The sequence below is a fragment of the Thermosediminibacter litoriperuensis genome (assembly GCF_008124715.1).
GTDB classification, from domain to species: Bacteria; Bacillota; Thermosediminibacteria; order Thermosediminibacterales; family Thermosediminibacteraceae; genus Thermosediminibacter; species Thermosediminibacter litoriperuensis.
On sequence record NZ_VNHO01000007.1, the window covers coordinates 84,096 to 107,065 of the forward strand.

Annotated in this window: 22 protein-coding genes and 1 pseudogene; 19 read left to right on the plus strand and 4 right to left on the minus strand. The window is 47.1% G+C overall.

Going from position 1 to position 22,970, the window contains the following annotated elements:
- The first annotated feature begins 377 nt into the window (after positions 1 to 377).
- The 14 genes from LZ11_RS04355 to LZ11_RS04420 all read left to right on the plus strand — a co-directional run bounded on the left by LZ11_RS04355 (position 378) and on the right by LZ11_RS04420 (position 11,682).
- Positions 378 to 659, plus strand: coding sequence for a hypothetical protein (locus LZ11_RS04355; RefSeq protein WP_148866684.1), 282 nt, complete (start codon positions 378 to 380; stop codon positions 657 to 659).
- A gap of 216 nt (positions 660 to 875) precedes the next feature.
- A complete protein-coding gene (locus tag LZ11_RS04360) occupies positions 876 to 1,262 on the plus strand; it encodes a hypothetical protein (protein ID WP_246110706.1) in 387 nt (128 codons plus the stop codon).
- Complete coding sequence (mobP3, locus tag LZ11_RS04365; RefSeq protein ID WP_148866685.1) at positions 1,259 to 2,476, plus strand: MobP3 family relaxase; 1,218 nt, start codon at positions 1,259 to 1,261, stop codon at positions 2,474 to 2,476. The genes LZ11_RS04360 and mobP3 overlap by 4 nt, the downstream gene beginning before the upstream one ends.
- Complete coding sequence (locus LZ11_RS04370) at positions 2,466 to 4,310, plus strand: VirD4-like conjugal transfer protein, CD1115 family (RefSeq protein WP_148866686.1); 1,845 nt, start codon at positions 2,466 to 2,468, stop codon at positions 4,308 to 4,310. Before mobP3 ends, LZ11_RS04370 begins: the two co-directional genes overlap by 11 nt.
- Before the next feature lie 12 nt (positions 4,311 to 4,322).
- A complete protein-coding gene (locus tag LZ11_RS04375; RefSeq protein ID WP_148866687.1) occupies positions 4,323 to 4,565 on the plus strand; it encodes a hypothetical protein in 243 nt (80 codons plus the stop codon).
- A gap of 54 nt (positions 4,566 to 4,619) precedes the next feature.
- On the plus strand, positions 4,620 to 5,474 hold the full coding sequence (locus tag LZ11_RS04380) for a conjugal transfer protein TrbL family protein (protein ID WP_148866688.1): 855 nt from the start codon (positions 4,620 to 4,622) through the stop codon (positions 5,472 to 5,474).
- Positions 5,475 to 5,479: 5 nt separating this feature from the next.
- Positions 5,480 to 5,776, plus strand: a complete 297-nt coding sequence (locus tag LZ11_RS04385; protein ID WP_148866689.1) for a PrgI family mobile element protein — start codon at positions 5,480 to 5,482, stop codon at positions 5,774 to 5,776.
- Positions 5,769 to 6,398 (plus strand): TraC-like domain-containing protein, encoded by a 630-nt coding sequence (locus LZ11_RS04390; RefSeq protein WP_148866690.1) that lies wholly within the window; start codon positions 5,769 to 5,771, stop codon positions 6,396 to 6,398. Before LZ11_RS04385 ends, LZ11_RS04390 begins: the two co-directional genes overlap by 8 nt.
- Before the next feature lie 15 nt (positions 6,399 to 6,413).
- A complete protein-coding gene (locus tag LZ11_RS04395) occupies positions 6,414 to 8,198 on the plus strand; it encodes a VirB4 family type IV secretion system protein (protein ID WP_148866691.1) in 1,785 nt (594 codons plus the stop codon).
- Positions 8,198 to 9,133: a M23 family metallopeptidase gene (locus tag LZ11_RS04400; protein ID WP_148866692.1), complete on the plus strand. Its 936-nt coding sequence runs from the start codon at positions 8,198 to 8,200 to the stop codon at positions 9,131 to 9,133. The genes LZ11_RS04395 and LZ11_RS04400 overlap by 1 nt, the downstream gene beginning before the upstream one ends.
- Positions 9,134 to 9,149: 16 nt before the next feature.
- Entirely contained in the window at positions 9,150 to 9,479 is a 330-nt protein-coding gene (locus tag LZ11_RS04405; RefSeq protein WP_148866693.1) for a hypothetical protein, read from the plus strand.
- Between the two features lie 46 nt (positions 9,480 to 9,525).
- On the plus strand, positions 9,526 to 10,173 hold the full coding sequence (locus tag LZ11_RS04410) for a DUF6710 family protein (protein ID WP_148866694.1): 648 nt from the start codon (positions 9,526 to 9,528) through the stop codon (positions 10,171 to 10,173).
- Between the two features lie 56 nt (positions 10,174 to 10,229).
- Entirely contained in the window at positions 10,230 to 10,583 is a 354-nt protein-coding gene (locus tag LZ11_RS04415) for a hypothetical protein (RefSeq protein WP_148866695.1), read from the plus strand.
- A gap of 4 nt (positions 10,584 to 10,587) precedes the next feature.
- The gene (locus LZ11_RS04420; RefSeq protein WP_148866696.1) at positions 10,588 to 11,682 is read left to right on the plus strand and encodes a hypothetical protein; all 1,095 of its coding nucleotides are present in this window, start codon (positions 10,588 to 10,590) and stop codon (positions 11,680 to 11,682) included.
- 148 nt (positions 11,683 to 11,830) lie between these two features.
- Here the strand turns inward: LZ11_RS04420 and LZ11_RS12865 are convergent, their stop codons facing one another.
- The gene (locus LZ11_RS12865; RefSeq protein ID WP_281282707.1) at positions 11,831 to 11,953 is read right to left on the minus strand and encodes a hypothetical protein; all 123 of its coding nucleotides are present in this window, start codon (positions 11,951 to 11,953) and stop codon (positions 11,831 to 11,833) included.
- A gap of 197 nt (positions 11,954 to 12,150) precedes the next feature.
- Between LZ11_RS12865 and LZ11_RS04425 the strand changes: the two genes are divergently transcribed.
- The 5 genes and pseudogenes from LZ11_RS04425 to LZ11_RS12990 form a co-directional block, all read left to right on the plus strand.
- On the plus strand, positions 12,151 to 12,465 hold the full coding sequence (locus tag LZ11_RS04425) for a DUF4258 domain-containing protein (protein ID WP_148866697.1): 315 nt from the start codon (positions 12,151 to 12,153) through the stop codon (positions 12,463 to 12,465).
- Position 12,466: 1 nt separating this feature from the next.
- A complete protein-coding gene (locus LZ11_RS04430; RefSeq protein ID WP_148866698.1) occupies positions 12,467 to 12,697 on the plus strand; it encodes a type II toxin-antitoxin system MqsA family antitoxin in 231 nt (76 codons plus the stop codon).
- Between the two features lie 24 nt (positions 12,698 to 12,721).
- Positions 12,722 to 13,660: a copper amine oxidase N-terminal domain-containing protein gene (locus LZ11_RS04435; RefSeq protein WP_148866699.1), complete on the plus strand. Its 939-nt coding sequence runs from the start codon at positions 12,722 to 12,724 to the stop codon at positions 13,658 to 13,660.
- Between the two features lie 72 nt (positions 13,661 to 13,732).
- Entirely contained in the window at positions 13,733 to 19,300 is a 5,568-nt protein-coding gene (locus tag LZ11_RS04440; protein WP_148866700.1) for a PKD domain-containing protein, read from the plus strand.
- Between the two features lie 1,163 nt (positions 19,301 to 20,463).
- A pseudogene (locus LZ11_RS12990) lies at positions 20,464 to 20,618 on the plus strand (peptide-methionine (S)-S-oxide reductase); the annotation flags it as partial.
- A gap of 40 nt (positions 20,619 to 20,658) precedes the next feature.
- Here the strand turns inward: LZ11_RS12990 and LZ11_RS04450 are convergent.
- From LZ11_RS04450 to LZ11_RS04460, 3 genes are all read right to left on the minus strand, one after another.
- Positions 20,659 to 20,856: a hypothetical protein gene (locus LZ11_RS04450; protein WP_148866701.1), complete on the minus strand. Its 198-nt coding sequence runs from the start codon at positions 20,854 to 20,856 to the stop codon at positions 20,659 to 20,661.
- Positions 20,831 to 22,321, minus strand: a complete 1,491-nt coding sequence (locus tag LZ11_RS04455) for a Kelch repeat-containing protein (protein ID WP_187695052.1) — start codon at positions 22,319 to 22,321, stop codon at positions 20,831 to 20,833. Before LZ11_RS04455 ends, LZ11_RS04450 begins: the two co-directional genes overlap by 26 nt.
- 388 nt (positions 22,322 to 22,709) lie before the next feature.
- On the minus strand, positions 22,710 to 22,970 hold a 261-nt coding region (locus tag LZ11_RS04460; protein WP_148866487.1), incomplete at its 5' end, for an IS30 family transposase.

The following is a 22,970-nucleotide window of genomic DNA, read 5'->3' on the forward strand; positions in this document are numbered from 1 at the left end:
TGAAATATATCATTCGATTTTGCGAGAGAGGCATAAAAAAGTTTACGGCCTTAAATCCAGATGATACAACGACTTAAGCGAGTTATTTTTGTTTTTTGTATTACATTTCTATAATGATAATGTTTACATCCTCAATGCCTTGCTTTATGCCAGTTTCAGGCTGGTTTTTAATTATTTTGTATTACATTTATACCTAACCGTATGTTTACACCTTTAAACTGTTGATATAACTGGTTTTACAGGATTATTTTTTCGGTTTTGTATTACTTATTACACAAACCAGGGTCTACAGTGTAATACATTTTTCGATATTACAGCCATTTAATCTTTATTGGATGCGGTCTAGAGGGTGTAAACATATATGGGAGTGAAGCGGATTGAAGATATATAGTTTCAGACTGGGAAAAGGAGACGAGGACATTCAACAGCTATTGGAAAGCCTGGGTAGGAATGAGAGAAGTCCCTACATAAAAAATGCACTTCGCTTTTATAGAGACTTTGGTGAAAAAATATCAAGAATGGCAATCATACTTGAAAAAATCGAAGCTTCCGGTCTTTCTCTACCTACCCCGCAGAAAGGAGTTGAGCCAGAAGCGGCTGGCGATGATACGGCCGAAAAAATCCTGATAGAAAGTCTGGAAGATATCTTATCTTTCTAATGGGAAAAATCTCTCATTTAACCGTTTTTCTTTTAAATGCAGGATAAGGCGATATGCACCGCAGGCATCACACACGCCGGGCAGTGCCCGGCGGATTTGGTTTTTAGTGAGGTGCTTTTCGAGGTGAACATCCTAAATATGAGGTGCTTAAGAGCACCTTCATTTACATTTAACCTTTGTTTTTCTTATATCCGTCAAAGGTGCTTTTGAGGTCTATTGAAAGGAGGGTTTATTCTGAAGAAAATATATGTGTGTTTACCAGAAGATATTTACGAAGCTTTAGTCGGTTTGGCATCTCGGAGAAAGGAATCTATTTCAGCTATAGCGAGGAAAATGCTTACGGAGTCAATTGCTGTTGAAGCAGCAAATGATGGTATCGATAAAGTAACCGACGCAGTAAGAAGGGCTATGCGCGACATCCTGAAGCCCACAGAAGACCGTTTAGCCAAACTTGCAGCCAAAGCCGCGGTAGCAGCAGCCACTTCTATGTATCTTAATACACAGTGTATTGCCGACTTAGGTAAGAGTAATGCGCTCGAATTATATCAAATGGCGAGGACCAAGGCCGTCGCCTATCTCAGAGAGAAGGATGAAGAAGAATGAACCACGCTCCATTTGTGATGAAAGTCGCCTTCTATCAACCTTCGAATATAAATCAGGCAAGAAACGCAGCACATATACAATATATTGCTACTAGACCAGGTGCAGATAGAGGCGAACTCAACATAGGTGACGACCTAGATGCAGATCCCGGTACCGCCGCTGGCCACGCAAAGTATATGGATGAAAGACCCGGCAGCCACGGACTGTTCGGCCCCGAAAGCGAAACGCCTGACCTGAGGGAAGTTCAGCGAGAGCTTAAAAATCACAATGGCATTGTCTGGCGCATGGTCCTGTCATTAAAGGAAGAAGACGCTGTAAGGCTCGGATATACTGCCAGGGAGGCCTGGGAGAAGGCGCTCAGGGCCTCAATGCCTGAGGCCGCTGCTAAAATGGGTATTCAAGAGTCGAATTTGAAATGGGTTGCCGCCTTTCATCAGGCCCAGGGACACCCCCACGTCCATGTAGTCATTTGGGAAAAGACACCCCAGCGCTCCAAGGGTGTCCTTTCTTTTGGGGAACGAAAGGACCTTCGCAGGGTATTTGTTCGTGAAATATATGCGGAAGAAAGACTTGCCCTTACAGCGGAAAAATCGGCGATTAGAGACCTGATTAGAGATACGGCAAGAAAAGATATTTTAAGCGTTATACGAGAAATTAAAAAAGCAAGCCTGGAAGTCCGAGCCCTTGCCGGACAGGAACCGGGTCTCTCACCTACCCTACTCCCCAAGACAAGGGAAGAATTGCTAAACCAACTTAAGGGACTTTCCAGTATTATGCCGGGAAAAGGCCGTATTGCACTTGCATATATGCCTACCGAAGTAAAAGAAAAAGCAAGAGAAATATCAGACTGGATCTTAAGACAGCCCGGCTTTTTAGCATCTGTAGATAAATACAAGGAACTTGCCAAACAGCTTGCTGCTCATCATACACTTAGGACCGAAGCCCTTAATAGAGCAGCTGAAAAAGCTTATGAGGATATCCGTGATCGGGTAGCACAGATTGTATTAAGAGGTGCTGCAGCTATAAAAGCTGTTGAATCGAAAGAAAGGGAACTGGATATCACAAAACTTACCAATTACGTGTGGCGTTCAGCATGGAGAGCACTAGAGCGGGAAAGGCTCCGGGCCGAGGCCCAGGTCCTTCTTGCGGCTGAAAGGGAAATGCAGAGGAAAAAAAGAGAGGCCGAGAGGGAGGGAAAAAGCCGTGAAATTTAGAATAGCAGTAGCTGCTTTAATACTCATTTTCGATCTTATCTTTGCGCCTTTATTATGCAGCTTGCCGATTTACGCACGTGATCACGGATTTCAAAAAGGCTTCCAGACCTGGAGGATGTATACAAGAGAGAATCCTATGTCAGGTATATTTCTGTTGAGAAAAGAAAATATACGGACCCCCTGGCTCTGGTTCCAGCCAGCCGTTGCCGCAGCAATACTTTCAGCCCTCTTCCCCATCTACGGGCGAAGGAAAAGGAAAACTGATGAGATGGGGCTTCCTGAGGCTGCCGGCCAGGGCCAGCACGGTACTGCCCGGTGGAGGACGAAAAAAGAAGTATCAAAGACGCTGACAATATGGGATACAAAAAACAACACCCCCCCGAAAGGAGGTTTTGTAGTAGGTGCTGAACTCAGCAGGAATTTTAGGGCGTGGCTTGACACCGGAGACACCCACTGTCTCGTCATAGGGTCCACTAGGAGCGGCAAGTCAAGGAGAATTATACTGCCGACCATATGGACTCTGGCACGGGCAGGAGAAAGTATGGTTATATCCGACCCCAAAGGAGAGCTTTTCAAATTTTCGTCAGGATATTTAAAGAAACTCGGATACAAAGCGATCCTTATAGACCTTCGGGACCCTTATAGAGGCAACCAGTGGAACCCTCTCTTGTCTGTAGCATTTGCCTTGCAGGACGGTGATTATTCCGCCGCCAGCCAGGCCGCGTGGGACATAGCCCACATAATAACCAATCAACAACAGTATCATGGAGACGACCCTATATGGCCGCAGTCCCAGGAAAGCCTCACCGCCGCCTTGATCCTTGCCGTCGCTTCTTTTGCGCCGGATGACTGCAGACATCTCGGAAGTGTCTATGAAATGCTGCACCGCCTCGGCGCAAACGGCGGCGATATGCTGGACGATTATTTCCGCTCTTTGCCCAAAGGCCACCCCGCATCATCGGCCTACGGCGTTGCAGCCCTTTCGGAAGATAGACTTAGAAGCTCAATTTTTACTGGCACCGCAGCACAGCTCAGACTCTGGGCTGACCCGGCGGTGGTATGGCTCACGTCTCGCCAGGACCATGACCTGGACATACCCGGCAGAGAAAAGGCGGCCGTGTTTATAGTCATACCCGACGAGCGAGGCACCCGAAACGTCCTGGCGACCCTGTATATAGCCCAGAGCTATCAGGCTTTGGTGGACCTTGCTAATCGTAACGGAGGCAAGTTGCCGCAGAAGGTCAATTTCCTACTGGACGAATTCGGCAACCTCCCTCCAATTCCCGAATTCGACAGAAAAATTACAGTGGCCGCCGGTCGGGGCATGAGGTTCCTTTTGGCTGTTCAAGATCTCTCTCAAATTAAAGCAAAGTATAAAGAGCTTTCACAGACCATTACAGGCAACTGCGCCACATGGGTGTATATACTTACGACGGATTTGGATACGGCAAAGGTAATAAGCGGGAAGACTGGCCAGTATACGGTAAGGACTGAAAGCTACTCTTCACAGGTACGGCATACCGACTACAGCCACGGCACGACGGAAGGCCTCACGGGGAGGCCTCTTTTGCTGCCCGACGAAGTGCTAAGGTGGCCTACGGACAGGGCACTGGTGCTACAGGCTAGGTGCAATCCGGCCTGGCTTCCCCTGCCGGACCTTTCCGAATGGCCGGCAACAAAAGACCTAACTTCATCTATTTCTTCTGAAGAAAAAGAAAAGGAGGTGGTCACCGCCCCGCCGGTGTGGGTCCCCGGCGTATCGGCGGGCGAGGTGGAAAAGAAAACTGAAAATGTGTGCCGGGATAACGAGAACTTATTATTAAAACTCAGGTAAGGAGGAGATTTTATGCCTACTTTCGTATCGGGTGCTGCTAATTTGTTAAATGATGTAATGACCTGGATCCTCTATATCATCCCCGCGGCCAGCGGTGCGGCTATAGGCTACCACGCCCTCATGAAGCAGATGGGGGATGGCGACCCGTCTGTCACCGCCGCGCACAACAGGTCCATCAGGAATGTCCTGGTGGGTGGGGCCGTCGGCATGAGCGCCGCATCGCTGGTAAAGGTATTTCTCTCTTACTTTCAATAAATAAAGGGGCTCGTGAGCGGGCCCCTTTATCTTCTCTATAATGGAGGTTTTAGTATGAACGTTATATCTAACCTTATTAATACTGCTATTACAGACTTTATAACCAATCTTCTTGACAGCATCTTAAGCGTTTTTGTCGCTTTTGCCGGGGATGAAATGGCTCTGGCGTTGAAAATCCTTGAAACGCCTTACGTAGTCAACGCAATTTCGCTTTCCAGGACACTGGCGGGGAGCCTTTTAGGTGTGAAAGTGGCCGCCGAGGCGGTGAAGTCGTACATACTTTACAGTTCCGGAGACCCGGGAGCTGAGCCTCTGAGTCTCCTTCGGCGGTCCGCTTTTTCAGCTTTTATGATTGGGGCAGGCCCCTGGGCAGTTACTACTGTCTACAAATTCGGCGGAGAGCTTGCCAGGGCAGTTGCAAAACTACCCTCTACAAATGCAGATAACCCATTGAACACAATATTTTCACTTTCGGCGTCATTCTCGGCAGCCCTCGTCGTGACGTCATTCGCGGCAGTAATTATATGGGCACTGATACTCATTCAGATCGGCATAAGGGCTGTAGAAATTGCATTCCTTGCCGTAGCAGGTCCCATCATGGCGGTAGGGCTTACCAGGCCCGACGAAGGGGTATGGTCCGTATGGTGGAGGGAGCTCATAGTCCTGTCCCTTTCTCAGGCCGTGCAGACCTTTATGATACGCGGATTCCTTTCCACAGCGGCGAATATGTTCTTTTCTTCGCCGATTCTCAATTTGCTAATGCTATTAGGCTGGCTCTGGGTCGCTTTCAAAACCCCGGCGGTGCTTCGGCAGTTCGCCTACCATTCCGGAATGGGCTCCGCTATGGGCCACGCCGGCCAGACGGCGGGTAGTATGTTGATCTTAAGGAGAATCATGTTGAGGGGGTAGTATTTATGTATCAGGTGCCGAAAAACATTTCCGCAAGGTTTGAGTTTTTCCCGGGTTTTGGGTGGAAAGAACTTTTCTTTGTCCTCACAGGCCTTTTAACAGGTTTTATATTTTATTTGGTTTTAGGTATTTTCACAAAATCTTTTATAAGATATTTAGTTATCTTCGTCCCGGCAGGGCTTTCTTATTTCTTATCAGTCCCGGGCCCTGACGGGAACAGTGTGATAAGTCTTATTAAATACTACCTAAAGTGGAGTAAAAAACAGAAAAGATACCTTTACGGGAGGTATGTAGATGCTTAAAAAGATCCTTGCAAAGGATAAAAATGTAAAAATCGAAAAAGCCAAAATGGAAGAGCAGAAAAGGAAATCCGTCCAGGAATGGCTTCCCGTAAGCGATATTACAGAAAACCTCCTTAAGCGAAAAGACGGTAAATTTGTGTGTATCTTAAAACTTCGTCCCCTAAACATCGGGCTGAAAAGCGACAACGAGAAAAAAAGAATAATACACTCAGTGTTCGAGGCGATTAACGGGTTGAAAGAATCCATTCAAATATTCTCCATGGGCAGGCCTGTGGATCTCGACCACTACATCCATTCCCTCCAGGCAAAATCGAAAGAGGAAATAAATATCACCAAGAAAAGACTGATTCAGGAGTATTTGAAATACGTTGCCTCTATAGCTACCGGCGGCGAAGCTATGGAAAGGCGCTTCTACGTAATGCTTTCCGGGAAAGAAAATAATGAATTAAAGACAAAAGCCCACGAGCTTGCCACAAATCTCGAAAAATCCGGACTGAAAGTGGAAATGTGCACCGATCAGGATATTATTGACCTTCTCTTCTGCTTCTCTCACCCTGCCCAGGCGGCGTTTGAGAGGCCTCCGGCGTTCGCCGGGCCGTATCTTTCGCCGATATATTCTTAATGGAGGTGACAAATTATGAAAAGACAAAAAAACACTAACATCCTTACCGGCCTCATAGACATGCTTTCGCCCCAGGCACTCGAATTCAATGCACGTCAGATCACTTTCAACGACCAGCTCGCAAGGATAATGGTTATTTCCGGCTATCCTCCCAAGGTTAATGCAGCCTGGCTTTCCCGGATCGCCTTGCTTCCTGGAGTAGTATGCGCCGTCCACATCGAGCCGACAGACCCTACCAACCTTGTATTAAGCATAAACAAGGCCATTGGCGAATACGCCGGAAGGCTGGAAATGGGCGGCAACGCCCTTACAATGCAGAGGACCGAACAAGCCCTCAAAGATGCCCAGGACCTCCTTCGTAAGATAGACCAGGAACAACAGCAGGTATTTTACATTACCGTCATCCTCATGGTCCTTGCGCCGGACCAGCAGACTCTGGACCGCCGTACCCGCCAGGTTGAGGCGGCACTTGCCGCCTCCGGCATGAGGGGGAGGACTCTGGTCTTCCGGCAGGAGGACGGCCTAAAAGCGGCAGGACCCTGGTGCGTTCTTCCGGAGGATGTCCGTGAAGCAGGGGCAAGGAACATGCCGGCGGAGACGGTGGCCGCCAGCTTTCCTTTCACGGCCAGCGGTATAAACGACGGCAGCGGCATTGTCCTGGGGAGAGACAGAGACGGCGGCCTGGTGCTGGTGGATATCTGGAAGCGCGGCGGCGACAGAACAAACTCTAACTGGATTATTCTTGCAAAACCCGGCGCAGGTAAAAGCTTTGCAGCTAAAATGAAAATCCTGAGAGAGTACATACAGGGCAGCAGAATTATAATTATCGACCCTGAACGGGAGTATAAAGAGTTGTGTAAACTACTCGGCGGTTCATGGGTCAACTGCGCTGGCGGTGAAGGCAGGATTAATCCACTTCAGGTGCGTTTAAGGCCGGTGGGTGAAGATGAAGGGGGCGACGCTGTCCTTCAAAGTCCGCTCGCCCTCCATATTCAGACCCTGAGGACATTCTTCAGTCTGTACCTTCGCGACCTTGCGGATATTGAGAAGGCAGCTTTGGAGGATGCCCTGGTAGAGGTATACCGCAATGCTGGAATAACTTGGGACACAGACCCAGCAGATATTCCGAATGATAAATGGCCCACTACGAAGGAGCTTTACGAATACTGCCTCGAACAGGCTCAAAAACAACCTGAAACTTATGGCCGGCTTGCGGTGCTTTTGAAAAGGTGCGCCGAAGGTGCCGATGCCTATCTATGGGCAGGCCCCAGTACGGCGAAAGCAGAGTCGGACCTCATCGTGCTCGATGTCCACGACCTTCAGAATGCCGACGAAGGGGTAAGGAAGGCCCAGTATTTCAATGTCCTTTCCTTTGCCTGGAATATCATCGAAAGAGACCGACAGGAAAGGACCATACTTGTAGTGGACGAGGCATGGCTTTTGGTTGACCCGCAGACGCCCCAGGCTCTGGCCTTCCTTCGCGATACTTCCAAGCGCATCAGGAAGTATATGGGGAGTCTCGTTGTCATAAGCCAGAACGTTATAGACTTCCTTGCTCCGGAAGTGCAGAGGTACGGTCAGGCGTTGTTAGATAATCCTTGTTATAAACTGCTTCTCGCCCAGGGAGAAAAAGACCTTGAGGCTATCTCAGGCCTCATGAACCTTTCCGAGGCCGAACACGACCTCCTGGCCACGGCAAAAAGAGGTGAAGGCCTCCTGGTGGCCGGCTCGCAGAGGATCCATCTTAAAATCGAAGCCGCACCCTATGAATTGCAGTATCTTACCGGAGGCGGAAGCTGATGCATTTTGTTGGGAGACTGATTTTGGCTTTCTTGCCGGAACCGGAAAAGGTCATCAAATTCCTGCTTATCGCTTTTTTTATACCGGCTATACTGCTCATTCTGCTTTTCGCGGGGCCCATAGTTGCATACGAGAGGGTCCCGCTTGCTGCTCCGAGCCAGATTAAAATTTATGTCGATGCCGCTGAGAAGGTAAGCGAAACTACTAAAAACCCATACAGTGAAGGCGTCAATGTCGACTGGAGGCCTTTGGTGGCTATAGATGCAGTTAGATTTAAGCAGGACTTCAGTAAGGCTACTACCGCCGGAGCCGAAAGGCTGGCTGAAATGTTTATCGAAAAGACGGATGAGATAGAGGTAGAGGAAGGAGACCCGCCGGTCGTAAGGAGTTATCCCATATATAGATTGAGGAGCCTGGATGAGGTGCTGGACGAACTCATTTTCTCAGAAGAGGAAAAAGAGAAGGTTAAAGAGTTCCTGAGTATCGACCTTTCATCTCTTCGTGATGTCGGCACCGGCGTCCCGCCGGGCTGGATGCCTTCGGAAGGCTTTATAAAATGGCCGCTTCCCGGTATCTACAGTATAACTTCCGGATTCGGCCCGAGGATTGACCCCGTCCACGGCACCGATGGCTTCCACAAGGGGATAGACATCGCCGCGGCAACAGGCACACCTGTAGTAGCGGCGGCTGACGGCAGGGTGGCCTACGCAGGATGGTGCGGCGGCTACGGCATCGCAGTTTTTATCTGGCACGAGAACGGCATGGAGACGAGATACGCACACCTTTCCGGGACGGCTGTAAAGCCGTTACAGGAAGTTAAGGCCGGGGAGATTATAGGCTATGTAGGGTCGACGGGAAAGAGCACCGGACCGCACCTACACTTTGAGGTCATGGTCGGCGGAAAAGCCGTCAACCCTATTGATTTTTTTAACTGATTCGGAGGGATGTTGGATGGAAAAACTTTATTCTATTTTGAGACCTTACGACAGCTGGGATAATAATGAAGGAGAAGAGAAAAATTTGGAGGCAAAAAAGGCTCTGAAGGACTTTTACCAGGAATTGAAGAAAATAAAACCTTCTAGAAAGTATGAAAAGAATATGCTGCATTTATCGTATATCCCTTATCTTGTTAGGATTAAAAAAGCTCTTAATGAAAAGAAGTATATGAGAGCGTGCAATGAGCTTATTTCTCTAATATATTACGAACCTTTCCTTCAGGGAAGGATTTATTACAACATTCTCAATCTGCTAGAGAAAGAGGTGATGAAAGATTATATTTGACAGGTTTATAAAAAAGGTAATAAAAAGGAAAGTTTTTCTGGATAAAATAGAGCGAGCCTACGAGTTTAAATATGCCCTTGAGTTTGCCCATCAGGCCTTAGAAAACGAAAAGACGAAGGAAGATAAGATTCTGATATTGGATTTTATGCTCGATGTAATTAAGGAAGATCTAAAATACGATTTTCTCACGAATATCTTTTATCGGGAAGAGTATTTTGATAAAGGAATAAGGATTCCTCTGCCTTTCCCATATTCTTATTATGATGAAACTGAGAAAAAGATATCAATTTTTGAAAGGAAAATTGGGACAAAAAAAGTGGATTTGGCCGAAGAATGTGTCCTGGTTTTTCCATGGCATAGGAAAAGGATGAGAGAAAATATTAAAAATATAGGGAGCAACGAATTTATATACGATGAATATAATCATTTTGCTCACTATTTTTCACCTGTCAATATATGTTTTGTATATAACGGAATGCATTCTACATCCGCTGGTGTGGGATTTAAAAAGGGATTTATCGAAGCTGTTGAATACGACATTACAGGACTTTTTGAACACGTCCATACGGACGGGTTATATTGGTACAACAGTCACAACAACACAAAGCTAGAGGATGAACTGCTAGATTTCCGTATAGGGATTATCTATGAGCTTTCGAAATTGAAATATCAGATAGAAAAAGGACTTGAATAGGATAAGCACTTCTGTATGGAATTTGCCGAAGTGCTTTTTTAAATGGAGGTTTTATTATGGACGCACTGGAGAAGTATGAAGAGAGCGCTAAACTTTACGGTGTTTTCCTGGACGCCGCAAGGATTGCCGGAGAAAAGGCCGAAATATCGCGGCGTGAATTATCTTTGTTCGACCCCCACAATCCGGCATTAACGATACCTATGAGAGAATACGCACTTTTGAAGTCACAGCCGGTCCTTATGCTTGCAGAAATTCTTTTCGGGAAAGGAGAAGATCAAGGCAGAAAAAACATCTCTCCGCAGATGGCTTTTCTTGCGGCGTCCGTAGCCGTAGGGCAGGGATACAGTATTGATAGGATTTTAAGGGTGTTGGAAAGGCTTTTTGTGAGGGAGCTGGAAAGGAGGGTATAAATTTTTGCTTATATCAGTAATTCTCACAAAACAGAGGTCGGAACAGGTAATTGAAGCTGCAAAAGGACTAGGAGAGGTTATCCTTGAGCAGGTAGGGACACTGGACTCTCAGGGAATAAAAGACGTATTGAATTCTGCGGCGAGGGTGGCGTCCGATATCCTCATCCTCGACCTGGATATTGGGGCTGGGAGGGATATTGTTGCCTCACTCCAAGGCTTCAGGATAGCAAGGCCTCATACGAGGATTATCATCCTTGCGCCGGACAAGGAACCGGGAGATGTAATATTATCTTCCTTAGTAGGATTAGGCATATATGATATAGTATCAGGCCCTAAAGATACTGACTGGGGTAAGCTGGTCAGAGATGTCCTCTCCAGTAAGCCCGCCACTTACGCAAAGGCCGCCAGGTGGCATACTGGACATTTTTTAAACTCTGCACCTGCAAAGGAACAGGTTATCATCGAGGAGAGGCCGGCCGGTGTTGTCACTATAGCGGTAGCCGCTATTGGCCACGGCCTTGGATGCACTCATACGGCTCTCTCTATAGCTTCATTTCTTGCACGTTCAGGACACTCTGTGGCGATTATAGAGGATAGTCAGAGGCCTGCGCTCGGTTTTTTATGCAGCGTTATGAAAGCTAGAGACGGAAGGGTTGAGGGGTCCTATACAATTCACGGGTTGGATATATTCCCTTCCGGCAAAAGCGCAGCTGGTGATAATTCAAATTATGATTCACTTATTAGAAAGATTAAGACAGGGCAGTACGAATATGTGGTTCGCGACCTTGGTGTACTAGATGAACTTAAGGTAAGGGATATGTATAGGGCCGATTCAGCTTTTATTGTAGCTTCGGCGGCAAAATGGAGGTGGCAAGAGCTTATTGATAAGATCGATTTTGAATTTAGTATTATTTTTCCATTAGCTTCACAGAATGATATTGAAGACCTTTCTTTTTATGCCGGGATTAAAGGGACAGCTCTACCTTACTGTCCAAATCCTTTTTCTAAAGATAATGATTCACTCTTTTTAAAACTGCTTGCTCCTATACTCCCAAATAGAAAAAGAAAGAAATCTCTTTTCGGACTTTCACTGTTTTAAGCCTCGGCCCTGCATCGAGCCTCTTGCGGGCTCCATGCAGGGCCGAAATCTTGGGCACCTCCGCTTTCGGGCTTACGCCCTGGCGGAAGTGCCCTTTTGCAGTAAAAGCGGTATAGAAAACAACAACCCCGGCTTCTGGCCGGGTAAATTATCGCCTCACGGCCTTTACAATTATAATATCCCGGCCTTGTGCTCCGGCAAGGGGTAAAGCTTTGCCGCGGTGAGCATAAACGGCCTCCGCCCCGTCCCTGGCGGGCCGGGTCCCCTCCAATTATCCCTCCCCGCGCCCCTTGCCTCCGCCCGGCCGTGATCTATTGTTGTAGCCAAGCCGTGAGGCGGCTCACGGCAGGGACGGGGGTCGGGAGTGCCGGGCAATGAAGGGAGGTCAGGTGCATGAAGGTAGTTTCAGCTGTAATAGAAAATTTTATCAATTGTGATATAATAAAATGAGAAGGGGTTTGAAGTATTATGGGAGAGTTTGATATAAAAATTATTAAAAAGCTAATCTTAAAAGGAAAGTGGTTGTTAAGTGATCACGCTTTAGAAAGGCTGATTGAACGTAATTTAAAAGTAGTGGATGTTTTAACTTCAATTCTTAATGGGGAAATATTAGAAGATTATCCAGAAGACCCACGGGGGCACAGTGTATTAATTTTAGGGAGGAAAGATGAAACATATATACATACAGTTTGCGGTTTAAAAGATGATTATTTAATTATAATTACAGCCTATATTCCAGAACCTCCGAAGTGGGTTGATGAAAGGACGAGAGGAGGCAAATAAAATGACTAAATGTTTGTATTGCAAAGGCACATTAGTGAGAAAAAGAGTCAGGGTTGAAAAATGGGTCAATGAAAAATTGATTGTAATAGAAAATGTCCCGGCCCTTGTATGTGAAGAATGCGGAGAAAAATACTATGACGCAGAGACGGCACTAAAACTCGATGAATTCTTATATGAGACTAAACCCGACAGAATTATTCAAGTACCGGTTTTTGAATATAAGGAAGGATAAATACAAATTAAAAGAGGTGATCTTATGAAGAAAATATTATCATTAACCCTTATCCTCCTATTCCTGGCCACTTTTTCTGCCATGGCGGAAGGCCAGAATGAAAAGCTGCCGTATCAGGAGCTGATAGACAAAGGTTTACTGTATAAAGAAGCCTGGAATAACCAAGGCGAATGGGAGATTGCCGAAGGGAGAGTAATGGAAGTAGCCTACCATCCGAGTCTGAGACTAGATAATGATAGGATCATAGCAGTTGCAGGGGATAAAAAATATGGAAGATTATATGATTTAACGGAGCGGTATAAAGTATCGGATTATTACTTGAGCCTATATAAGCCTGATACCCAGGAATTTTGGGATAGAGAAGCCAAGATAGGAAGGGCGGCAGCAAATGGGTTAATTACCATAAACGGCGTAAACTGGCAGGAGTCAAAATACAAAGACATGATATTAAAAGGGACTTTTGGAAGATGGCCTATGCTGAACGACCCGGCGTATCTCAAATACATGCTTGATCCGAAGTATAACGGGATGACTAACAAATACATATACTTCTGCGACGGCGTCGACCTTTACCTTAACAGCGACAGGATGGACGTAAGGTACGAACTGAAAGAAACTAAAAAGAAACTGCCGATAAAGGTGTTCTCCGACGGCGGAAATTCCATGATACCGTTGAGAGGCGTGTTGGAAGAACTGGGAGCTGTCATAGACTACAACAGTAAGACGAAGGAAATCACGATAAATGACAAAGGACATACGGTCGTACTGAAACAGGGTTCCAACATCGCAAAAGTTGACGGTGTGGTCAAAAAAATGCCTAAGCCGGTCTATACGGTCAACGGATATACGGTAATACCGCTTCGGTTTGTGAGCGAGAATTTGGACCACTGGGTAGGATTTTTCCCTGAAGACGGCAACAGGATTGCAATTTTAAGGGCAAAACAAGGACCTCCGACAAGGTAACTAAAAAGGTGCTGTTTCAAAAAAGAAACAGCGCCTTTTTTATGCTTTAAATATTGGAAAGGAGCTGATATTTTGAGGCGGTATAAGAATGTTATTTCCCTCATTCTTGTCATTTGTATTTCTATCGGCCTATTGCCGATGCCTCCGACCGAGACAGCACTGGCCGCATTGATAGACGACACCGGGGACTTAAACCTGAAGAACAACGACCCGGTGACGATGAGTCCTGCTCCGTCAATAAACAAAGTCCCCAACCCCATACCTCCTGATGGCCAGGTTGTATTTTCTGGCAAGTGGAGCGTATACGTAGACGGGAAATTGGTGGGATACGACAAAGCGGTAAAAAACCTCGTCAAGTCGCAGAAAAAAGCCGAACAATTCAACTTTGTGCAGTTTAGCAAGATCGACCAGTGGGTTTCCGTATTAGATGGCGACCCTATATTCGTCAATGCCAATAAAAACAAGTTTAAAGTAACTATATCGGGGTCTCAGAGGATATATCTCCCGTATCTTGCGAGCCTATGCGGCGCATATGTCGGGAAGTGGGAGACCGACGGCATAGAGGGTGCGACGGGTAATGTGTATATCGGCACGAGGCCCAGGCCTAAAGCGAATATCGGTGTGCCGCAGTCGATCAAGGAAGGCAGTCCGGTCAAGATAACTCTAAGCGGACAGACTTTTTCGATACTGCATGATGATGTGGCAGAAGCATTAGGAATTCCGACAGAACAGGTTATAGTCTCTTTCAATATCGACGGCCAGCCCGTCTTCAGCGGGAAGACCTTGAACAACACTAACAACTATAGCGAGACGATAACGCGGACGTTTACCGCCGGGACACATACGCTGACGCTGTTCGTAAAAGATAACGTAAACAGATACACCAGAAAAGACGTGACGATAAACGTTCAGGGTACACCCCCTCCCCCGCCGCCTGCGGGGAATATAAACGCCGACCTTAAGATGACTTTAAACCCGCCAGCACTGAAGACAGGGACGACAGGCGATATAAACGTCTCCCTTGACGCCACGGGGTGCACTTCTACAGGCAGCGGGCCTTTTGCTTACCGCTGGTGGGTAAAGCTTAACAATACGTATGTCACTCCTTCCGACGGCGTAAATCCCGGCGACGGCAGTCCCTATTTCTCAATCGTCGCAAGGAATGCAAAACCCGGCGATGTAATATGGGCCAAAGTTAAGGTTTACGACTACTCGCTCAATAAATCCAGCGAAGCAGAGACGCAGAGGACAGTCCTAGAAGAAGGTGTAGAACCGCCGGAAGAGCCTGAACCCGAACCGGAACCCGGGCCGATAAATACACCTCCGGTCGCTAAGTTTAAAATGCCGTCCAAGACCGGGCAAGGGACTACCGTAAACGTAATAAATCAGTCTTACGACCCCGACGGCGAAATTGTGGACGTCGAATGGGACGTATCCCCTTCTTCAGGCGTAAACAAAAATTTAGGCTTCAGCGGCGGCACGATCACTTTCAATAAGACGGGGACTTACGAGGTTACTTTGACGGTTACCGACGACTTCGGTGATAGTGATAGTATGACGAGGACTATCGAAGTCACTAATGAGCCGCCCGTAGCAGTCATATCAGCTCCGGATGAAGTTGTCCAGGGCGACGATGTGGTAATACGCTCCAACTCCTATGACCCGGACGGAGAGATAGCGGTCCACCGGTGGTCTGTATCTCCCTCCACAGGAGTAATGGGGACGCTGGAAGGGGAAAAGTCCACGATATGGTTTGACAAGCCCGGAGAATACACTATCAGCCTTACCGTCGAGGACGAATTCGGCCTTGAGGATACAACCCAGAAAACAATCACCGTAAAACCCGCAATTCCGGTAGCATACTTCGATTACTCTGGAACCCTGAAAGAAAACCGCAAAATAGTGCTCGACGCCTCCAACAGCCGGACCTCTGCCCGTTACCCGATGGTGTGGGGAGCCACCGAATGGCAGATCATACCGCCGGCTGGAGGATCGGCGTCTGATATAAAAATAGTTTCATCGCCTGACATGAAGACCAGGACGGTGCTTTTCAAGAAGGCCGGAGATTATACCGTTCGAGTTAGGGTGAAGAACAGCGCCGGCCATTATTCTGAATGGTACGAGAGGACGCTTTCAATCGCTCCGGATCTCCCACCCGTTGCCGACTTCTTCGTGATGGCGACGGTGCTTAGAGACCCCCAAAATGGGAACAAGGCGAAGATAGAGCTTATCGATTCTTCTTATTCACCCGACGGCGACTACATCGTACAGAGGATATGGCGTTACAAATACGACAGTAATAACAACGGAAGTTTCGACGACGAGAACTGGGTTACGCTGGACAGCGGGAACAATATAAACCCCGTCCTATATACGACGCAGGTGGGTAAATATCTATTTGAACTTTCGATTAAGGAAGATTTCGGCGAAGAAACGATAAGTGAATTCATATCTCTATCCGACTACAGGACGGACGACACTTCGGACAAGCCATTGAACGACAAGATATGCGAAGTGATAAACCTCCAGCCCGTAGTTGACTTCGAGGTACTGAAGAGGCCCAAGGTTGACGTGGTATTCACCGTCGGCAAGGCCGACTCAAGCAAGACGCAAAACCTAAACAGCAAGATAAACAGCATCGTGCAGACTAAACTTGCCGCCAAAAACATAGATGCGCGCATAGAAGCGATTGAAACCGCAACGACTTCCACACAGACCCAGGACCCTTCTACTATATTCTCGAACTGGGTAAGTTTCTACGTTGGCGGGTCCGGGACACCGCCATCAAACGCATGGAGCTATGACACCAGCCTGAACGCCGTTGTCTGTAACATAAGCAGCAGGCCTGCGGTTGGATGGTACAACCCCAACGCATTTCCTACGAAAGACCTGACGGTAAACTATAAGCTGGGTATCCGCAGCGACGCTAATGATTTCGAACATGGCGAAATGGGATTTATGTTCCGGATGAAGGATGTAAACAACTATTACGTATATATCATAGACAATCATGATGCCTGCGGTAATGTGCGTTATAATCAGAGAAGCGTGCTCGCAAAAGTGGTCAACGGCAGCTTCCAGGTGATAAAAACCGGCGGGTCTTTCCCGTATTTCTACCGCGGGCAGACGTGGAACGTAAGGATAGAGGTCAAGGGCAACAACATCAAGATATACAGAGATGGCAGCCTTGACATTGAATGGACGGACACGGATCCCAATTACTACAGCCAGGGAAGTTACGGATTTTATGTCTGGGACCAGCCCAGTGCATATTACAAAGACATTCAGATTACTACGGAAAGTATCAAAACCTTGGACGAAGCACTGAAGACGACCACCTGGCGGGACAACTCCATCAGGTTCTTGGTGAATATAAGCGACGTAGAGCTGCCGGAGCTCAACGACCAGGTCAAACTGGGCGATATCCTCTCTAGGATGCTTTCCGCTGGTGCGTACTTCATAGGCCTCGGCACGGACACCAACAGGTCACAGTACCAGACCTTCATATCGAGGAACGACGGGAAGGGCGTGTTTTACTACAATACGAACATGGATACAGCGCTCAACCAGGTTGCCGACTACATCATAAGCATAGTTGAGTCCATGCCGAAGGTTATAGAGCAATACGTGCTGCTCGGCGAGGAAGTAACCTACAACACATACTACAGCGACACGGAAAACGACCCGAAATACCAGGAGCGATGGATATACCAGCATGACCCCAACTACTTCGAAAATAGTCTCGGCCTCGCTCCTTTTAACGGACAGTTCCTATCGGGGCCCGTTACGGTGTTCGACAAGGTCGGCAAGTACGACGTTGTATTTCAGGCGCGCGACAATCCCAAATACGATGATAGATTCGATAATTACCGCCTCTGGAGCTATATGCCGCTAAACAAACTGATACTCTACGTCCACAGAAAACCGATAGCTTCGTTTACCGCGAATTTGAATCCGGTAGGCGGCGGTTCTATGGTACTTACGGAAGACTTCGAGGATACCAATTATGCATTTTCCTTCTCCAGCAACTGGGTGAGGAGCATGGCCCAAAAATATGCCGGGCAGTATTCGTACAAAAATGCTTCAATAGGACACTACAGTTCCACTTCGGTGCAGTTCACCTATACGGTGCCGTCTACGGCGAAAAATGCGAGGATAAGCTTTTACTATCTCGTAAGGTCAGAAGCTAACTTTGACTTCTTTAATTTCTATGTAAACGGAAAGAGGCTGATCCGTACTTCGGGCTACGGCAACTGGACGTACTTCTCCTACCAGCTTACACCCGGCACGACGTACATTTTCAAATTCGAATATACCAAGGACGGTTCCGTAAGCGTTGACGATGATGCGGCTTACATCGATAATCTTGTCGTCCAATACGATGGCGCAATAACCTCGTATAGTGTACAGCTAACCTCGACCTCTCACGATCTCGACCATCAATCTGAGCCCGGCAAGGGCATCGTGGCGGAGGAATGGAAGTGGAAGGAAACCACGGCTGCGTCCTGGAATTCCGGCAAACCGACATCGTTTGGAGTAAATAAGACTTACCTTGTGTGGTTGAGAGTCCAAGATAAGGAAGGTACGTGGAGCGACCCGTACGTCTCCGTGCTCTCCACCATGCAGGTGAATCTAGCTCCGATAGCGATATTTACGGTTGATCCGAACACGCAGGTGGTAAACAAGACCATATCCATATCGGACATGAGCTACGACCCGAACGGCGATCCAATCGCAGAAAGGGCTTGGCGCGTCCAGAAACCTGACGGGACGTGGATAAATTACGGCAGCACGCCGCCGACTAACATACCTTCGCTGGGGGTTGGGATTTATACCATAGAGCTTAAAGTCCGGGACAATCCGCAGTTCGGAACACCCCTCTGGTCGGAGCCATATACTCAGCAAGTGACGGTGATACCCGAAAACAATAAACCCGTTGCCCGCTTCACCATCGGCCCCAACCCCGTAGTAGCCGACGAACCCTATACGTTGAACGACACCAGCTACGACCCCGACGGCGATCCCATCGTGGCCAGAGAGTGGAAAGTGCAGAAGCCGGACGGGACATGGGTTACGATCACCCAGTGGAGGCCAATTTTCGAAGAAATGGGTTTAGGTGACGACGGCACGTACCGGATCCAGCTTCGCGTCCTGGACGACCCGAGCCGCAGGCATCCCGCCCTCACGCCGATGTGGTCCGACCCATACGTTGTGACCGTTCAGGTCCAGGGAAGGCTTATAGTAATAGGAGATTCCAACAAAACCACATACAAAGCCGGAGAAGCCATGATACTCTATGCCAGGACCGAAGGGAAAGCTTACCGGGTGGAGGCCAGTATGTGGTATCCAAAGAATGAATTCAGTTCCTCGAACGTTACAACCCTGGTACCGGATACTCCCCTGACTTCGCCTCCGCAGGACGTCATGACCTGGCATACGAAGCATACAAAAGCAGAAGGCCGCGACGTGGTGGTGATCATACCCAGGAACATGCCAGACGGCAACTACCAGGTGGTGTTCACCGCCTATAAACAGTTGGCCGGCGGTGGGACGAAAACGGCAACAGACACCATTACGGTAAGGGTAAAAGGCACGATATACGACCATTCGAAATCGCAGATCATCGGTCCGAGGTTCTGACATAAATGACCCTGCATCGAGCCTCTGGTGGGCCATGCAGGGCCGAAATCTTGGGCACCTCCGCTTTCGGGCTTACGCCCTGGCGGAAGTGCCCTTTTGCAGTAAAAGCGGTATAAAAATAACAACAACCCCGGCCTCCGGCCGGGTAAATTATCGCCTCACGGCCTTAGCCATTATAACATCCCGGTGTGGCCTCCGGCAAGGGGTCCGCTTCGCCGCGGTGAGCATAAACGGCCTTCGCCCCGTCCCTGGCGGGCCGGGTCCCCTCCAATTATCCCTCCCCGCGCCCCTTGCCTCCGCCCGGCCGGGATCTTCTTTGGTAGCCTAGCCATGAGGCGGCTCACGGCAGGGACGGGAATCGGAAGTGCCGGGCCAGTGAAGAGAGGTGAAAACAAAAAAAACCGGTGTTGTCCGGCTACGTAAATATTTGGTATAATTAATTTGTTAAGGCAAGTGGCAAATACCCCCTCCCTTGTTCGAGAGGCCGAAAGGTTCGAAGCCTGACGGTCTCACCTGGGAGGTGCCGGTGTCGGCGGTGTGGAATTTACCACACTGCAAGGGAGGGGGTGATGCGATATGCAATATGTAATCACCATAGTCAAATCTCTGCTAAAGTTTGAATTTGAAATCGAAATAAGAATAGCCATAAAAAAGAAAGTAGCTTAAAAAAAGCTACAATCTCTTAAAGCCACGATCTACCATTCTCCACACTTACCTCATCGGCACTTCACTTATATTATACCTCTTTTAATTCGTATTTATCAATAGTTTTTTAAAAAGACTATCGTTAGGTACGGTTCGTGGAAAGGTGTCTTTCCGCCCAGTTTCCGCCCAAAATTAAAATTTGGGCGGAATGATTAATGAAAAGAACAGATATTCGCCATGATGAAACCCTTGATATTCCTGACATATCCATAAATCATGATATAAAAGAATAAGTTATACAAGCACTCGTAATGCGCAGGTCGTGGGTTCGAATCGCACCATCAGCTCCAGAGAACATAAGGCTTCCAAGAAAAATCCCGGAAGCCTTTTTAGTTAGTTCCCGCCTGAAATAAAAAACAGTTAATATTTCCCGAGACACTCTCCTTCCATTTTTGCCCGGTTCCCCTAAGATCACGTCCAGTCCTATTCCAGTAATATAAACCCGAAGAAATTCAAGGGATTTGCCTGTAATACACGAGTCTATCGAAGAACTACAATCAAGGTACGATCGCCCAATTGCCATTGAGGTTAAACCACTGGTAAACTATTATAAAGCCGAAGAATACCATCAAAGTACCTGGATAAAAACCCAAATGGGTATTGCTATATCAGTTGAGAAAAATTGCCAAGGTAAAGGATGCGCTAATTGATAGCTAACCAAGGGGCCCGTTTTCTCTTATGATGTCTGCTATTTCCCTTCTACTAAATACAAAAAGCCCTGCGACGGCAAATGTCGCAAGGCCGTATTGAGCCATATCAGCTCTCGGTATTGTATCTCTTTCATAGAACCATTGTAACTTTTTCTGGTGGAGGCGAAGGTTGTATTTAATCATCCTTCTCTTTATCATCATCTTCTTCAACATCCAGCTCAATTTCGGATTCCATGTCATCTTCAGCATGCTTTGTGCCCTTTACCCATACTTCACATCCCTGGAAGGGGTTTGCAGTACCAAGATACAGCTTGCCATCTTCGCTGGGCAATAAATTTCTCAATCCATAGTTATAGGGGTTGCCCAATCCATCCAGAGTCACAGCTTTCCAATTCTCTCCATTCTCAGAGACATACATATCAAATCCTAGATTCTCGTAAAAATCTCTCTTAGAACCCTTTAATAATTTAAGCAGTGGCTTTAAATTATATTCCCGTACTAAGTTAATAATATTGGCAGGGTTTAAAAACGAGGGTAAAACAGACGGCAACACACCCTTATTGATTGTAGCTAGCGATGAAATAAAAGGCGGAAGTAGAACGGACCAGTCCCAGGTACCCAGGTAGAACCTGTTCCCAAACTGTATCAACTGCCAACAGTAACCATTGGAAATATCTCCGAAGCCAGATACATATTTACCTTTATTTCTTTTACCTGTGACGGGATTCGTAGGCAAAACGGGCTCTCCTCCCACAATAACCTTCCACTCGTCATGGCGGTTGATCCGGATAAGGTCAAAAGGTTTCGGAGGGACAATTTTTCTGGATGGATCAACACTTGAAATAGCGAATGCAATAGCTGTACCAACATAAATATGATCTTTAAATACCCCCATACTTAACGGAACTTCATTTAATCCGTCTCCGGCCCCCTTATCCACTACCAGCTTCCATCCGTCCTTTTGAGGTTCCAACCCTTCTGTCCTCCAGACTTCAAAGCCTCCTACCGGTGCCGTTCCCACATAGATATGACCGTTAAAGCTTACCATGGTAACGATTCCGCCTCTGGGGTTCCTGTCGGGGTCTCCTTGTGTACTGACCAAAGTCCATCCGTTTTTTTCAGGGTCTTCACTGACATAAAGTAACGTGTCCCCTGCTACGGGATCCCCTAATACCCCCATATACAACTTTCCATTATGTTCTATCATCGCCCTGGTAGATGTCCCTGGAATATCAGTTACCAACGGTGTCCACTGAACACCATCCAGAGATTTCAGAATAACAATCTTAGGTTGGATAGTATAACCAACGGCATATAAGGCTGTCTCGCCCCGGGGTGTTGTGTAGCGGATCATAAAACGGAAGCCGATGATACCCAATTGGGGAGGCGCTTTATACACCCTTTGCCACCCCTCTGAACCGTCCTTTTTATACCTCCAGATTTCCGCATTCATATCCACATTCTGGGGAACAAACTCCTTTGGTACCTGAAGTCCCGGAAATGTTCCCGCCTTAATTACCGAAAACACTATATTCCTCCCCGTACCCACGTATATATAATCTCCCATTTCTTCCATTGCCCAGGCATAGTTGTTCTGTTTTGCATTATCCGGATTTGTACTGTCAAAACCATTGAATGGAGTAATTTTAACAAAGCCATTTGACATGAATATCCCTCTTTCATTTATTTTTCTAATATATGATATGAATGTATACTGATGATGCTTACTTTCGGTAAAATCTTCAGGATCAATTAGTGAGTTTCAGAATAGTGTAAAGGGAACAAGCTAGAGAGGCTTATGACAATTATATTGAATTTAAAAAGTTAAGGGATTCACTTCCAGCATGTTTTGCTCAACAAAACGGTGACTCTAGTGGCGAAATAGCCAAAAATAAGGTTGAAACTTTTGCATTTCAGTTTATTAATGAAGCAGCAGGTTTTCCTGTAACGACTGTTAGAAACATTTCAGAGTGACATTATCACAGAAAAACACTTAAATTGCAATATTAAATGCGACACATTTTTTGGAAACCCGAATGAGTTGGGTTTTTCAATCATGAAGGCTGAAGTTCGTAAGTTAGTCGCTCTATTTCCCGGAAAAAGAGTTCTGCTGGTTGCCGGTAGCCCAGGATTTTTCTGGGCAGAGTATTACACCAATTCTGCACCCGTTCGATTTGTGAAAAAGATAATTCCTTGATAGCTGTTCCCTTAGGAATCAACCGCCTGATTAGGCCATTGTGCCGCTCATTGGTGGCCCGTTCCCAAGCAGAGTAGGGATGAGCATAATAAATATCAATTCTGTGGACATTCAAATT

Coding starts and splice junctions, on each gene's coding strand:
- LZ11_RS04375 (WP_148866687.1), top strand. CDS start 4,323: ATGCCTACTTTCGTATCGGGTGCTGCTAATTTGTTAAATGATGTAATG.
- LZ11_RS04425 (WP_148866697.1), top strand. CDS start 12,151: ATGGGAGAGTTTGATATAAAAATTATTAAAAAGCTAATCTTAAAAGGA.
- LZ11_RS04405 (WP_148866693.1), top strand. CDS start 9,150: ATGGAAAAACTTTATTCTATTTTGAGACCTTACGACAGCTGGGATAAT.
- LZ11_RS04385 (WP_148866689.1), top strand. CDS start 5,480: ATGTATCAGGTGCCGAAAAACATTTCCGCAAGGTTTGAGTTTTTCCCG.
- LZ11_RS04395 (WP_148866691.1), top strand. CDS start 6,414: ATGAAAAGACAAAAAAACACTAACATCCTTACCGGCCTCATAGACATG.
- LZ11_RS04435 (WP_148866699.1), top strand. CDS start 12,722: ATGAAGAAAATATTATCATTAACCCTTATCCTCCTATTCCTGGCCACT.
- LZ11_RS04455 (WP_187695052.1), bottom strand. CDS start 22,321: ATGTCAAATGGCTTTGTTAAAATTACTCCATTCAATGGTTTTGACAGT.
- LZ11_RS04415 (WP_148866695.1), top strand. CDS start 10,230: ATGGACGCACTGGAGAAGTATGAAGAGAGCGCTAAACTTTACGGTGTT.
- mobP3 (WP_148866685.1), top strand. CDS start 1,259: ATGAACCACGCTCCATTTGTGATGAAAGTCGCCTTCTATCAACCTTCG.
- LZ11_RS04450 (WP_148866701.1), bottom strand. CDS start 20,856: ATGATGATAAAGAGAAGGATGATTAAATACAACCTTCGCCTCCACCAG.
- LZ11_RS04390 (WP_148866690.1), top strand. CDS start 5,769: ATGCTTAAAAAGATCCTTGCAAAGGATAAAAATGTAAAAATCGAAAAA.
- LZ11_RS04380 (WP_148866688.1), top strand. CDS start 4,620: ATGAACGTTATATCTAACCTTATTAATACTGCTATTACAGACTTTATA.
- LZ11_RS04430 (WP_148866698.1), top strand. CDS start 12,467: ATGACTAAATGTTTGTATTGCAAAGGCACATTAGTGAGAAAAAGAGTC.
- LZ11_RS04400 (WP_148866692.1), top strand. CDS start 8,198: ATGCATTTTGTTGGGAGACTGATTTTGGCTTTCTTGCCGGAACCGGAA.